At 62.2% G+C, this 12,872-nt stretch carries 12 protein-coding genes and 1 tRNA gene; 11 read left to right on the top strand and 2 right to left on the bottom strand.

Annotation, left to right across the window (positions count from 1 at the left end; all coding sequences use genetic code 11):
- Nucleotides 1–76, top strand: a tRNA-Gly gene (locus ACCD07_RS31560).
- 250 nt (nt 77–326) lie between these two features.
- Here ACCD07_RS31560 and ACCD07_RS31555 read toward each other — a convergent pair.
- The gene (locus ACCD07_RS31555; protein ID WP_353403076.1) at nt 327–1,232 is read right to left on the bottom strand and encodes a LysR family transcriptional regulator; all 906 of its coding nucleotides are present in this window, start codon (nt 1,230–1,232) and stop codon (nt 327–329) included.
- A 124-nt stretch (nt 1,233–1,356) separates the two neighbouring features.
- On the opposite strand from ACCD07_RS31555, the gene ACCD07_RS31550 reads away from it, so the two are divergent.
- Together ACCD07_RS31550 and ACCD07_RS31545 are read left to right on the top strand one after the other, a co-directional pair.
- Nucleotides 1,357–1,779, top strand: coding sequence for a DoxX family protein (locus ACCD07_RS31550; protein WP_176651592.1), 423 nt, complete (start codon nt 1,357–1,359; stop codon nt 1,777–1,779).
- A gap of 93 nt (nt 1,780–1,872) precedes the next feature.
- Nucleotides 1,873–2,745, top strand: coding sequence for an NmrA family NAD(P)-binding protein (locus tag ACCD07_RS31545; RefSeq protein ID WP_413449615.1), 873 nt, complete (start codon nt 1,873–1,875; stop codon nt 2,743–2,745).
- Nucleotides 2,746–2,926: 181 nt separating this feature from the next.
- Here the strand turns inward: ACCD07_RS31545 and ACCD07_RS31540 are convergent, their stop codons facing one another.
- On the bottom strand, nt 2,927–4,042 hold the full coding sequence (locus ACCD07_RS31540; RefSeq protein WP_413449614.1) for an NADH:flavin oxidoreductase: 1,116 nt from the start codon (nt 4,040–4,042) through the stop codon (nt 2,927–2,929).
- A 100-nt stretch (nt 4,043–4,142) separates the two neighbouring features.
- On the opposite strand from ACCD07_RS31540, the gene ACCD07_RS31535 reads away from it, so the two are divergent.
- The 8 genes from ACCD07_RS31535 to ACCD07_RS31500 all read left to right on the top strand — a co-directional run bounded on the left by ACCD07_RS31535 (nt 4,143) and on the right by ACCD07_RS31500 (nt 12,758).
- Nucleotides 4,143–4,511: a winged helix-turn-helix transcriptional regulator gene (locus tag ACCD07_RS31535; RefSeq protein WP_176651589.1), complete on the top strand. Its 369-nt coding sequence runs from the start codon at nt 4,143–4,145 to the stop codon at nt 4,509–4,511.
- A 205-nt stretch (nt 4,512–4,716) separates the two neighbouring features.
- The gene (locus ACCD07_RS31530; RefSeq protein ID WP_176651588.1) at nt 4,717–6,048 is read left to right on the top strand and encodes a histidine kinase; all 1,332 of its coding nucleotides are present in this window, start codon (nt 4,717–4,719) and stop codon (nt 6,046–6,048) included.
- Nucleotides 6,048–6,800 carry a LytR/AlgR family response regulator transcription factor gene (locus ACCD07_RS31525; RefSeq protein WP_176651587.1) on the top strand — a complete coding sequence of 251 codons (753 nt, stop codon included), beginning with the start codon at nt 6,048–6,050 and terminating at the stop codon, nt 6,798–6,800. The genes ACCD07_RS31530 and ACCD07_RS31525 overlap by 1 nt, the downstream gene beginning before the upstream one ends.
- Nucleotides 6,801–6,881: 81 nt before the next feature.
- Nucleotides 6,882–7,952 carry a S41 family peptidase gene (locus tag ACCD07_RS31520; protein ID WP_413449613.1) on the top strand — a complete coding sequence of 357 codons (1,071 nt, stop codon included), beginning with the start codon at nt 6,882–6,884 and terminating at the stop codon, nt 7,950–7,952.
- A 146-nt stretch (nt 7,953–8,098) separates the two neighbouring features.
- A complete protein-coding gene (locus ACCD07_RS31515) occupies nt 8,099–8,443 on the top strand; it encodes an ArsR/SmtB family transcription factor (RefSeq protein ID WP_413449612.1) in 345 nt (114 codons plus the stop codon).
- Nucleotides 8,433–8,936: an SRPBCC family protein gene (locus ACCD07_RS31510; RefSeq protein WP_413449611.1), complete on the top strand. Its 504-nt coding sequence runs from the start codon at nt 8,433–8,435 to the stop codon at nt 8,934–8,936. The genes ACCD07_RS31515 and ACCD07_RS31510 overlap by 11 nt, the downstream gene beginning before the upstream one ends.
- 207 nt (nt 8,937–9,143) lie before the next feature.
- A complete protein-coding gene (locus ACCD07_RS31505) occupies nt 9,144–10,181 on the top strand; it encodes an HAF repeat-containing protein (RefSeq protein ID WP_413449610.1) in 1,038 nt (345 codons plus the stop codon).
- Between the two features lie 198 nt (nt 10,182–10,379).
- Nucleotides 10,380–12,758 (top strand): dockerin, encoded by a 2,379-nt coding sequence (locus tag ACCD07_RS31500; RefSeq protein ID WP_413449609.1) that lies wholly within the window; start codon nt 10,380–10,382, stop codon nt 12,756–12,758.
- Nucleotides 12,759–12,872: the final 114 nt, after the last annotated feature.

The raw sequence follows: 12,872 nt of genomic DNA, 5'->3' as shown, positions 1-12,872 counted from the left end.
GCGGGAGTAGCTCAGTTGGTAGAGCGCAACCTTGCCAAGGTTGAGGTCGAGAGTTCGAGACTCTTCTCCCGCTCCAGTATGTAGAAGGGCAGCCGATGTGGCTGCCCTTTTTGCGTTTGCGGCGGCGGTGGATGGCGAGCGGAGGCTTCTTGGACCGTTTACGCCCGAGGTTGTGGGAAAACGTCCGTGCAACCGCATGCGTCGTCCATGGACGCCAAAGTGACGACATACTGGTTGATGCGGCTAGTCTTGCTGCCTTTTCGTATGCTTGGTGGTGGCGGGACGTCCCTTGCCGCAGATGACGCAGGGGCGAGCGGTTCGTTTCGCTATTCCAGATAGGGTGCGAGCACGTTTTCGATCCATTTCATGAATGCGCGGACTCGGCGCGACAAGTTGCGCCGATGCGCTACGACCAGGGAGACGTCGAGCGGCTTGTGCTGAAAATCTGGTAGAAGCTCTATCAATGATCCACTCTCGAAGTACCGGCCGATCGCCAACAGTGGTGCCTGAATCAGGCCAAGGCCGGCGATGCCGGCTGCTTCGTAGGACTGCACGCTGTTGACGTGCAGCGTACCCCGCAACTGAAGCCTTGCATAGCCGTCGCCGTGCGGGTACTCCCACCCATAAGGTTTCGCGCCGAGCGTCCTCGCGAAATGAATTGCCCGATGCTCCTGGAGCTGCAGATCTTCTAGTGATCGAGGAACGCCGTGGCGCGCCAGGTAGGCAGGACTGGCGGCGTTGACCATGCGTAACTTGCCCAGCGGGCGGGCAATCAGTGTCTCGTCCCCGATAGGACCAAGTCGCAATACACAGTCAAACCCCTCTTGAACCAGATCAACTTGGCGATCCGTGCTCGATACCTCCAGCTCCAACTCGGGATAGGCCTCCATGAAGGTCGGCAAGGCCGGCACGATAGTAGTGCGCGCCAGTTCACTCGGCAGATCAACGCGTAAGCGCCCGCGAAGCGCAACTCGATCGCTTGCGAACATTGAGTGCAGATCATCGACTTCAGCAAGCAGATCGCGTGCACGTGCATGAAATACCCGTCCGTCTTCTGTCAACTGCACGCTACGCGTCGTCCGGTGCAGAAGCCTGACACCGATATCTTCCTCCAGCTTTCGGACCGCCGTCGAGGCTCGTCCCTTTTGAATGCCCAGACTATCGGCTGCGTGGGTGAAGCTCCCCATTTCCGCTACCGTTATGAAAATGAGGATGGGTTCGAGATTTTGCATTTCGTGCCTCGGTAGGGCATTGATCAGTATAAAGAGAACAGTGAGTTCATTTCATCGGCGTTTATCACGCCTGAGGGACACAGTATGCTCCGAATATTGAGATTCCCCATCGGAGAAATGACAAATGGCTGAAACTATGAACCTACATCGGACGCCTGAAACCTTGACTTTGCATCGCGCCCGTTGGGCCGGCAGGATAATGAGCGCGGTTGTCGTTATCGCTCTGTTGGCAGACGCCACTATCCAGCTTTTCGCGCCGGCGCGGATCGCGAGTATGTTGCAGGAAACCGGGTTCGCGATGAACTCAACCCACGTCGTGGGTCCGATCATACTTGCTTGCGCCATCCTTTACGCCATCCCGGCCACCGCCGTCCTCGGCTCAATCCTATTGACTGGCTTTTTGGGCGGCGCTATCTGCGCCCACGTCCGCATTGGTGAGTTGGGGTCACCGCCGGAAATCATTTCCCTACTTCTGGGCGCGATGGCATGGGGTGGCCTCTACGCGCGCGATCCCCGTATCCGGGCCATTCTGCCGCTCCGAGGTTGAATCAACAGGGACGATGTTCTGTCCTTCAGAAGAAAGCGCATTTTTTTTAGCAACCGGGGCAGTGCTCTGCCTCTTCAATATCAGGAGAAACGCATGTTTTTAGTAATGGGAATCACGGGAAAAGTAGGCGGCGCAACAGCGGAACATCTGTTGGCGCAAGGAAAAGAAGTACGCGCACTGGTCCGCGATCGCGAGAAAGCATCAGACTGGGCGAGCCGGGGCGTGGAACTGGTTGAGGGTAATTGGAATGATTCGGCAGCCACCGAGCAGGCGCTCAAAGGCGTCGAAGGCGCGTTTGTCATGTTGCCGGCGGTCTGGGCTCCCTCGCCCGATTACAACGAGGCCAAGGGCGTGATTGCGAGCTATGTGGAGGCGCTCACTAAGGCCGCGCCGCCAAGGGTGGTAGCGCTTTCGTCGATGGGTGCGAACAGGATCAGTGGACTTGGGATGATCACGGCCTTGGCGCTTCTGGAGCAAGGTTTTCGCGACCTGACTTCACCAATCGCATTTGTGCGCGCCGGTGGATTCTATGAGAATTTCCTCTACGGTTTGCAGGTCGCCCAAGGCGGAACGCTACCGGTCTACTACAATCCGACAAACCGAAAATCGACCATGGTTGCGACGAACGATATCGGCGCGGAGGTCGCCAACCTTTTGACCGGGCCGGTGTGGTCAGGGCAGCGCGTCGTCGAGCTCGGTTCGATGGTCAGCGCAGATGAAGTGGCGGAGCAATTGGGGGAAGTCCTGAATCTTGATGTGAAAGCCTTTGCAGTCCCGCGTGTGGGATGGGCGGAAGCTTTCGAGCAATTTGGCATTCCGAAGGGGCGCACCGGACCTGCTGAAGAAATGTTCGAGGCCGTCAATGCCGGATGGATGGAACTCGGCGTCGAGGGTACGGAGCACGTAGCGGGCACAACGTCCGCACGTGACGTCTTCGCGGCGGCCCAGAAAGCCAAGACGGCTTGAACCACGATGTGGAAGGCGGGACGCCGTCAGACCGAGGCAATGGCTTTTCCCTTTCGGAGCGGGGACGACCTTGTGTTGATAACTCAGTCTTTTCAGTACCTCGAAGCCGACGCGCTCATCGCCCAGGCAGGCTGGTCATCTGAGGGCGGAGGCGGTATTCCGGCTCCGCCCTTGAGGAGACTTAAACGAGCTCGGCCAGTGAGGCGGCGTCAAATCCCTTCAGGCTTTCGTAATTGTTACTCTGGATCTTCGCAGTCCAGTTGGGATCACTGATCAAGGCTCGACCCACAGCGATCAGATCAAACTCATCGCGAGCCATGCGTTCGATCAGCCGGTCCAGGCTCATGATGCCGGAGCCCTTGCCGGAAAACGCGTTCAGAACATCGCCGTCGAGCCCCACCGATCCCACGCTGATGGTGGTCGCGCCGGTCAGTTTCTTGGCCCAGCCGGCGCAATTGAGACCGTTCTCGCCGTCGATCTCGGGAAACTCCGGTTCCCAGAAACGGCGCTGCGAGCAATGCAGCACGTCCACGCCGGCCTCGACCAGCGGAAGCAGCCAGTCCGTCATGGCCGCCGGCGTCTCGGCCAGCCGCACGCTGAGGTCTTGCTGCTTCCACTGGCTGACCCGCAGGATGATCGGGAAGTCGGGGCCCACCGCCTTGCGCACCGCCGCCACGATCTCCCTGGCGAAACGCGAGCGCTGCCGGATGGTCGCGCCGCCGTACTGGTCGGTGCGCAGGTTGGTGCCGGACCAGAAGAATTGATCGATCAGGTAACCGTGTGCGCCGTGGATTTCCACGGTGTCGAATCCCAGCCGCTTAGCGTCGGCGGCCGCCTTGGCGAAGGCGGCGATCGTGTCGGCGATGGCGCTGTCGCTCATGGCGACGCCGCGCGCTGCGCCGGGCGCGTCGAGCCCGGACGGACTTTCGACCGGCGCCTCGGGCTCCCATTCGCTGTACCGGGCGGCACCGGTGTGCCACAGTTGCGGCCCCATGCGCCCGCCGGCGCCGTGCACGGCATCGATCACGCCCTTCCAGCCGGCCAGCGCCGCCTCGCCGTGGAAGAAGGGGATGTTGGGATCGTTGCGGGAGGCGGGCCGGTCGACGACGGTGCCTTCCGACAGGATCAGGCCCACCTGGCCGGCCGCGCGGCGCTGGTAGTAGGCGGCGTTGGCGGGCGTCGGCACGCCGCCTGGCGAAAACGTGCGCGTCATCGGGGCCATGACGATTCTGTTTTTCAGCGTAAGCGATTTGATGGTGAGCGGACGAAACAGCACATTGGTGTCGATAGAGGACATGAAATGATCTCGATGGTGGATGGAAATCGCATGGTATATGAATTATACTTAGTGTCAATTAGGCACTTTGAAGTGCCTAGGTATAGCCAAGGAAACCACCATGAAAAACCGTATCGATTGCTTCTCCGCCGATTGCCCGAGCCGCACCCTGTTTGATCAGATTTCCGACAAGTGGTCGATGCTGGTGCTGATCTCGCTTGAAGACGGTCCGGTCCGCTTCAACGCCATCAAGCGTCGTCTGGAAGGCGTGACCCAAAAGGCGCTTACCCAGTGCCTGCGCAGGCTGGAGCGAAACGGGCTGCTGTCGCGTCATGTGATACCAGTGTCACCTATTGCGGTGCAGTACGAGATTACGCCGCTCGGTCGCACTTTGCTGCAACCGTTTAAGGTTATGCACGACTGGACGTTGACAAAGTTATCCGAGGTTGAGGAAGCGCGGCGAGTCTTCGATCAACGCAACGTGGACTAGGGCTGACCAACACTTGGGGCGGGCTGGAGCGGCGGTACCCGGTACGGCGCCGGACCTGTGCGTGGCTTGACGCAGCGCTTCGGTCGGCGGCGTTCATCGCGCCGGCGCCGGTTTCGTGCCCGATTTGCGGGCATTCGTCGCATGGGCGAAAACACGCGTACCCGAACCGCTAGAATGGCGGGGCAAGTTCAACACGAGGAATTTAATGAGTTCTCCCGCATTTCTGCCATTCAACGCTCCTCCCGTGCCGGAAGTCGAGCACGACCGCCGCTTGGTGCGCCGCTACCTGCTGCAGTCGGCGCTGCGCTTCAACGCCGGTTCGCTGCTGTTCCTGTCGCTGGCGATCGCGCTGCTGCCGCTCTGGCTGAACTTGGGCACGGCTGCGCCGGGCGAATTCGAGCCCCGCAAGCTGAATCCTTACATGGTCGGCGGCGTCGTGCTGGCGTTGATGGCCTGGCTCGCGCTGACGTCGAGCGGGATCGCCCGCAGCTTTCTTGCCCGGCTGGGCGAGGAGGGCAAGGCGCTGTGTGCCGAGGGGATGGCTTCCTCGGTGACGCGCCGCATCGATGCGCCGTTCAATCCCTATACCACCTTTGACCTGTGCACCGAATCCTTGTCGGGACTGGCGCTCGGCACGGCGCTCGGCTACGCCGGCCCGCCGGCGTTCTTCCACGACCCTTTCAAGGGCCGGATCGTGCTGGGCCGCTGGCGCCCGTTGGCGCTGGGGCGCCATGTCGAGGTGAGGGTATCGTCCGAGTTGGGCCCCAGCTGCCACATCGAGCTGCGCTGCCGCCCGGGCCTGGCCTGGTTCGCGATCCAGCGGGGCGAGTCACTGAGGGCCGCCGAGATGGTGTGCGCCCAGCTGAGCCAACACCTTACGCGCCACGCAAACGCGCTGGATGCGGCCCGGCGTGAACGCGAGCTGGAACGCACCTCGCTGCAGGCGCGCCTCTCGGCCTTGCAGGCCCAGGTCGAGCCGCACTTCCTGTTCAATACGCTGGCCAATCTGAAGTACCTGATCCGCACCAACCAGCAGGCCGCGCAGGACATGCTGGACCACCTGGTTGGCTACCTGCAGAACGCGCTGCCGGATATGCGCTCGGTGTCCTCGACCCTGGGGCGAGAAATGGATCTTGTTAGCGACTACCTGGCGGTGATGCGCATCCGCATGGGCACGCGCCTGCGCTTCGCGGTCGACGTGGGCGAGGAATTGCGCAGCCTGCCGTTCCCGCCGGCGATGCTGATCTCGCTTGTGGAAAACGCCGTCAAACACGGGTTGGAGCGGGCCAGCCGGCAGGGCCTGATCACCATCAGCGCAAGGTATGAGAGCAAGGGGAAGGGCGAGCTGCTGAGCGTGTCCGTGGTCGACGACGGCGTCGGCTTGACCGAACAGGCCGGGCAGGGCACGGGGCTGGCGAATATCGTGGAACGCCTGCTGCTGCTGTACGGACGCGAGGCCAGCCTTTGCGTGGAGCCCGGCGACGGACAAGGCGTGCGCGCCGTGCTGACGGTGCCTGTGGCGGGAAACCACGCCTGATGCCGAGCGCCCTGATCGTCGAAGACGAGCCCCTGCTGCGAGCGGAACTGACGGACCAGCTGCGCGTCCTGTGGCCCGAGCTGCAGATCGCCGGCCAAGCCGAAAACGGCATCGACGCGGTGGCGTGCATCGATGCACTGAAACCGGACATCGTGTTCTTGGACATCCAGATGCCCGGCCTGAACGGCATGGAGGTGGCGCGCCATATACCCGAGTCCTGCCAGGTGGTGTTCGTCACGGCGTACGCGGACTATGCCCTGGCCGCTTTCGATGCCGGCGCAGCCGACTACCTGGTCAAGCCTTTGACGACCGCACGCCTGTTGCAGACGATCCGCCGCCTGAAGTCGCGCGCGGTCGCAAGCCCGCCACCGGCCGTGTGGGAAAAGCTGTTCGAGCAGGAGAGCGCGCCGGTGTACCTCAAGTGGATCAAGGCTTCGAGCGGCAATACGGTGCGGCTGGTGATGGTGAGCGAAGTGCTGTACTTCCAGTCGGACGGAAAGTACACACGGGTGGTGACGGAGAAAGGCGATGCGCTGATTCGGCTGCCTCTGAAGTCCCTGATCGAGCAGCTGGACCCGCAGCTGTTCGCGCAAATCCACCGCAGCGCCATCGTCAACCTTCAGGCTGTCGACCGGATCGAACGCGGTGACGACGGGGGGCGCGGCGGCGCCGGCCTGGAGGTGATCCTGAAAGGCCGAACCGAGCGACTGACCGTTAGTGAAGCGTTTACCAGGCAGTTCCGCCAGATGTAGCTGGCCTGCGTTTGCGCCTTGTGATTTATTTTTTTTATGGAGCCAAGACCTACTATGCGATACCTCGTTCCCGCAGCAGTCATGACCCTTTGCATCATCGCCCTCCCCACCGCAGGCGCACAGGAACAGGGGCCTGCCGCAGCCGCGCAACAGGCCCGGCCGTTGAGCGCAGCAGACAAGGCCGCTGCCGTCGACCTACTAGCCCAACGCCTGTCCGACAAATACATTTACGCTGACGAAGGCAACAAGATGGCCGCCGCCGTCCGCGATCATTTGCTCAAGGGCGACTACGAGAAAGCTGCGACGGATGCGGAATTCGCAGACTTGCTGACGACCCATCTCCAAGCTTCCCACCCGGACAAACACCTGAGCATCCGCTACGTCCCAAATGCGCAACCTGATCGGCCCCGCCCCTCTCTCAATCAAGCCGTGCCTGCCGAGGTTCGACAGCGTATGACCGAAGTGGGGCAATACTTGAATTTCTCCTTTGAAAAGGTAGAGCGCCTGCCCGGCAATATTATGTACGTCAAGTTCAACGGATTCTTTGAAGCGGACATCGGGAAGGCGGCCGCTACAGCCGCGATGAATTTGGCAGCCAATGGCAACGCGATGATCATTGACCTGCGCGAAAACCGTGGCGGTGACCCGCGCATGGTGGCGCATGTGGCAAGTTACCTGCTTGGCGATAAGAAGGTCCATCTGTCGGATATATATTTTCGGGCTGATAATGAAACCCATTCTTTCTGGAGCGATCCCACCGTTTCAGGAGCGCGCTTTGGCGCGGACAAGCCTGTCTATGTGTTAACCAGCGGCGAAACTTTCTCCGCAGCCGAAGATTTTACGTACAACCTCCAAGCTATCAAGCGCATCACTGTAGTTGGTGAAACAACCGGAGGCGGCGCGCATCCGATCCAACCGTTCCGTATCGATCCGAACCTGGTCGCCGTGATACCGGTAGGACGCTCGATCAACCTGATCACAAAAAGCGATTGGGAAGGTACTGGAGTTAAACCTGATGTTGTCGCCGCCGCGGATAAGGCTCTGACTAAAGCAAATGCACTGGCACTGCGTCAGGTGCTGCCAAAAATCAACAACCCGAAGGAGCGGGCTATGCTTGAAAAAAAGCTCGCCGAGTTGGAGACGGCTTTGTAAATTTCCACTGACCAGTTAGACAAGGAAATCCGGCTCGAAAATCAGCATCCGCCTCTGGTCAAAGGCGCGGATGCTTGCTCCGCTATTGGAAGGCCGTTTGGTGTGAGTTGTTGCGTTCAATTTTTTTTGCGTGTATAGTTAGCCATATGGATAACTATCGAGTTGCGCTGGACGCCATCTTCCACGCTTTGTCGGACCCGACGCGCAGGGCCGTGGTGCGCCGGCTGGGCGCGGGCCCGGCGACTGTCAGTGAATTGTCGGAGCCCTTCGACATGGCGCTGCCGTCGTTCATGAAGCACATGCGGGTACTGGAAGAGACCGGGCTGGTAAGCAGCAGCAAGAGCGGGCGGGTGCGGACCTGCATGCTCGAGCGGGACAAGTTCGCCGCAGCCGAGCGCTGGTTCGAGGAGCAGCGCGCGCTCTGGAGCAACCGATACGAAAACCTGGACAACCTTTTGGAACAACTGCAAGGAGACGACAATGGCAGCTAAGCTTCAATTCGATTTTGTGGTCAACAAGGAAAAGAGCACCCTCACCGTGGCGCGGGAATTCGCTGGCCCGCGCCAGTTGGTCTGGGATTGCCATACGCAGAGCGCTTTGCTCGACCGTTGGTTTGCGCCCAAGCCTCTGAGCACCAAGACCAAGCATATGGAATTCAAGGAGGGCGGCTACTGGCACTACGCCATGGTCACGCCCGATGGGCAGGCTTACTGGAGTCGCGTGGACTACCTGGCCATCCGCCCGATCGACAGCTATGCGACCCTTGACGGCTTTACGGATGAAACCGGCGTCGTCAATGCCGACATGCCGCGTTCGCGTTGGGACGTGACCTTTTCGGACCTGAGAGAACATACGCTGGTCACCACGGTCGTGCATTACAACTCGCCGGAAGACGTGCAAAAAGTCATCGATATGGGCATGAAAGAGGGCATGGCGTCCACGCTCGAGCGCCTGGATGAGCTGTTGCTGACGCTGGATGTGTGAATAATGAACGGGCTGATGATCGGATCAGCCCGTCCATCCAGGTGAATGGCGCCTCACCGCTATAAGCCTGGCCTGCGACCCGTCACGAATGTCCGAAAACGAACAGCGTAGACGTTCATTTCCGCACACTTTGCCTGCGCCCACGCCATAACCAGCCGTGGCACGGGACTTGCAGTTCCCTTCTTGACTAACCACCAAGGAGGCACCATGCAAGATCTGACTCTGGGGGCGCGCGGCACCGAAACCAGCGTCGCCGTCGATATCAACGCGCGGGGCCAGATGGCCGGCATCATTGAAGATGAGGACGGCCACCAGCGCGCCATCCTGTACGACAAGCGCCCGGTCGAGCTGGGTACGCTGGGCGGCAGCGAAGGCGTCACCAAGGGACTCAACGCCAACGGCGACGTGGTCGGCACGGCGCAGAACAGCGCCGGCTACTGGCGCGCTTTCGTAGTCCATCATGGCGAACGCATGCAGGACGTCGGCACGCTCGGTGGCAACAGCAGCTACGGCGCGGCCATCAACAACACCGGCCAGGTGGCCGGCTTTTCAGACACCAGCGACGGCTATTACCGCGCCTTCGTCAGTGGCGAGGACGGCCAGTTGCGCGACCTCGGCACGCTGGGCGGCAAGATCAGCTATGCGGCCGGCATCAATAATCAAGGCGCCGTGGTCGGTACGGCGGCGCGGGGGGATGGCTACCGCCACGCTTTCCTGACCACCCCCGGCGGCGCCATGCAGGATCTTGGGACGCTCGGCGGACGGATCAGCAGCGCCACCGCCGTCAACGATGACGGCGTGGTAGTCGGCGCGTCGGAAACGCCCGATCGCCGCTGGCACGCGTTCATGTGGAACAAGGGCAAGATGGTCGACCTCGGCGCGCTCATCGGCTACGGCGACAGTTTCGCCACCGCCGTCAACCAAGCCGGCCATGTAGTCGGCAGCATCCGCGTCGGCGACGAGCGCCGGTCCTTCGTCTACCGCGACGGCAAGATGACCGTGCATCGCGGCGGCTACGGCCTGTATCTGGTCAACGCCATCAACAACCAGGAGCTGGTGATCGGCGCCCGCAGCGTCGGCAACAAGTTCAATGCCGCCACCATGATTTCCAGCCAGCCGGCGGTGGTCACCCACGGCGGCCAGGATTTGTTGGGCATGATGGCCGTCGTGCTGCTGGCGGCAAGCGGCGTGGTGATGTACCGCCGCCGTTATCGCGGCATCACCCTGCAGACCTATATCGGATAGCAGGGCAGCCGATGTGGCTGCCCCTGTTGCATTGGAGAGGTGCGAAATTTAATTCCCCCACTTGCCAATTTTCGTAATTGTGACGTCGTCCGGCCCTACGTATGCTACCCCATGATCCAACCAGCGTACCGGCCGCGAAGAGCTCGTTTGTCATGCCGGCAAATTGAAAATAATCACACTTACTTGGAGGAGTTCATCTTGAACAGAAAGCACCATGTCCATGTCGTCATGCCGGTCCTGCTGACCGCGCTTTTGGCGGCCTGTGGGGGGAGCAGCACGGACAGCGCATCGAGCAGCAGCCCCAGCAAGTTCGCCGGCAGCCGCCAGTTGTCGGCCACCGACGCCACCACCTGGAACAGCGTGAAGTTTGGCGGCGGCGGCTACGTCTCCGGCCTCATCTTCCATCCGACTTCGCCGCACGTGCTGTACGCACGTACCGACATCGGCGGCGCCTATCGCTGGAACCAGAAGACCTCGTCCTGGACGCCGATCACCGACGGTTTGGGTTTCGGGGCGGCCGAGAGCAGATTCCATGGCGTGGAAAGCATCGCCGTCGACCCGACCAACGACCAGCTGGTCTACATGGCGACCGGCATGTACACGTTTGAAGGCAACGGTCGCCTGTACATGTCCAGCGACCGCGGCGACCATTGGGCGCACGTTGACCTGCCGTTCCCGATTGGCGGCAACAATGCCGGCCGCGCCATGGGGGAACGCCTGATGGTCGACCCGAACCTGCCATCGACGCTGTTGTATGGATCGCGCACGGCCGGTCTGTGGAAGAGCACGGACTCGGGCCGGACCTGGGCGCAGGTCACCTCGCTGTCGGGCGCAACGATGACCCAGGACCAGGTCAATGCCGTTGGCGGCAGCGCCATGGGCGTCGAACTGGTCGTGTACGACACCGATATCCGCGGGCCGCACAAGGGGAACAAACCTGCCAAGGATCCCGGCGCGGCAACCCAGACGATCTACGCCGCGATCGCGCCCGACTACGCCAGCGCGGCGGGCCTGAGCGCGAACCTGTACAAGTCCGGCAATGGCGGCGCAAGCTGGACCGCGGTGTCGACGCCGGTGTCCGGCTACCACATCCCGCATATGGCGCGCGCCGATGACGGCATGTTCTATGTCGTGTTCACGCAGGGCGCGGGCCCGGGCGCCGGCGGCCCTGCGCGGCTCTACAAGTTCGACGGCAGCAACTGGACCCTGCTCAAGAGCGAGGATCCGCTCAACGGCACCAACTTCGGCATGGGCGGCGTGTCCGTCTCGGGCAGCGGCGCGACCACCCGCATTGCGCTGGGCGTGAGCAACTCCTGGGGCAACTGGAACGGCCAGCAGATCGTGCAGCTGTCCGACGACGGCGGCAAGACCTGGCGCGAAATCGAAGCGATGACGCCAGGCGAGACCGCCTCGGGCTGGGTCGACGACGTCGAGATCGATCCGTCCAACCCCGACCACGTCATGCATGTCCACGGCGGCGGCATCATCGAAACCTGGAACGCCTCCGCGGCCAAGCCGACCTGGAAGGGAACGATCACCGGCATCGAGGAGACTGCCGCTATCGCCGTGGCCACGCCGCCGGCCGGCGCGCCCTATCTCTTCATCAACAGCTCGGGCGACGTCGGCACCTGGGTCGATACGGACCTCACGACCACGCCCACCCTGAATCCAGGCCTGGGCTGGAGCAACGGCAACTCCGCCGACATGGCATGGTCCGATCCGCTGTACATCGCCGGTATCGGCGTCATCAACGCGAGCAACAGCGCCGCCGGCTACTGGTCGGGCGACGGCGGCAAGACCTGGGCGATGTTCGCCAGCCTGCCGCAAGGCGCCGCGCAAAACACCAGCGGCGAATCGAACCTGGTGGTCACCGCGCGCAACAAGGCGGTGTGGGCACCGGCCAATTCAGTGCCTTCCTACACCACCGACAACGGCGCCACCTGGACCCCGACCAATCTGCCCGCGCTCTCCGGTGTCGGCATCAACCGCGGCTACCGCCTCGCCGCCGACCGCCGGAACCCGGACAAGGTCTATGCCTACAACTCGGGCGGCGCATGGTGGAACCAGTGGTCGGACACGGCACACTTCTGGTACTCGACGGATGGCGGCCACACCTTTACCGAGAGTGCCGCGCTCAAGGGCATGAGCCCGATGGTGACCGGCTTCGGCAATGTGTCGCTGGCGGTGAACCCGAACGCGGAAGGCGACGTCTGGCTGGCTGACGGCAACGCCATGTATCACTCGACGGACTCGGGTGGCACATGGACCAAGCTCGGCAACTTCACCTCGCTGTGGGGCAGCGGCGCAACGGGGTTCGTGCCGGAAGTGCAGGGGGCCACCTTGGTCGCGCTGGGCAAGGCGGCTCCCGGAGCCTCTTACTCGGCCGCGATCTATGTGGTGGGCGCGGTCAACGGCCAGTGGGGCGTGTACCGCTCCGATGACGGTGGCGGCAACTGGACGCGCTTCAACGACGATGCCCATCAGTACGGTGGTATCGGTGTGATGGCGGCGGACCAGAACAGTTACGGCAGGATCTACTTCTCCGGTACCGGCCGTGGCCTGCTCTACACGAATTAATTTCGTGTGATGTCATCGTGGGGGGGGGGGGGGGGGGGGGGGGGGGGGCCGGCGGGCGGGGTGGTGGGGCGGGGCGGGGGCGCCGCCCCCGGCCGCGCGCCCGCGCGGCGGGGG

The sequence above is a fragment of the Duganella sp. Dugasp56 genome (assembly GCF_047304105.1).
Taxonomy (GTDB): domain Bacteria; phylum Pseudomonadota; class Gammaproteobacteria; order Burkholderiales; family Burkholderiaceae_D; genus Rugamonas; species Rugamonas hordei.
Note: the sequence above shows the minus strand (reverse complement) of the source record. Positions and strands in the feature narration are given on the sequence as shown.

What these genes read in the sequence shown, in the direction of transcription:
- ACCD07_RS31555 (WP_353403076.1), bottom strand. Translation starts at nt 1,232, where the DNA reads ATGCAAAATCTCGAACCCATCCTCATTTTCATAACGGTAGCGGAAATG.
- ACCD07_RS31540 (WP_413449614.1), bottom strand. Translation starts at nt 4,042, where the DNA reads ATGTCCTCTATCGACACCAATGTGCTGTTTCGTCCGCTCACCATCAAA.
- ACCD07_RS31515 (WP_413449612.1), top strand. Translation starts at nt 8,099, where the DNA reads ATGGATAACTATCGAGTTGCGCTGGACGCCATCTTCCACGCTTTGTCG.
- ACCD07_RS31520 (WP_413449613.1), top strand. Translation starts at nt 6,882, where the DNA reads ATGACCCTTTGCATCATCGCCCTCCCCACCGCAGGCGCACAGGAACAG.
- ACCD07_RS31535 (WP_176651589.1), top strand. Translation starts at nt 4,143, where the DNA reads ATGAAAAACCGTATCGATTGCTTCTCCGCCGATTGCCCGAGCCGCACC.
- ACCD07_RS31505 (WP_413449610.1), top strand. Translation starts at nt 9,144, where the DNA reads ATGCAAGATCTGACTCTGGGGGCGCGCGGCACCGAAACCAGCGTCGCC.
- ACCD07_RS31510 (WP_413449611.1), top strand. Translation starts at nt 8,433, where the DNA reads ATGGCAGCTAAGCTTCAATTCGATTTTGTGGTCAACAAGGAAAAGAGC.
- ACCD07_RS31550 (WP_176651592.1), top strand. Translation starts at nt 1,357, where the DNA reads ATGGCTGAAACTATGAACCTACATCGGACGCCTGAAACCTTGACTTTG.
- ACCD07_RS31545 (WP_413449615.1), top strand. Translation starts at nt 1,873, where the DNA reads ATGTTTTTAGTAATGGGAATCACGGGAAAAGTAGGCGGCGCAACAGCG.
- ACCD07_RS31525 (WP_176651587.1), top strand. Translation starts at nt 6,048, where the DNA reads ATGCCGAGCGCCCTGATCGTCGAAGACGAGCCCCTGCTGCGAGCGGAA.
- ACCD07_RS31530 (WP_176651588.1), top strand. Translation starts at nt 4,717, where the DNA reads ATGAGTTCTCCCGCATTTCTGCCATTCAACGCTCCTCCCGTGCCGGAA.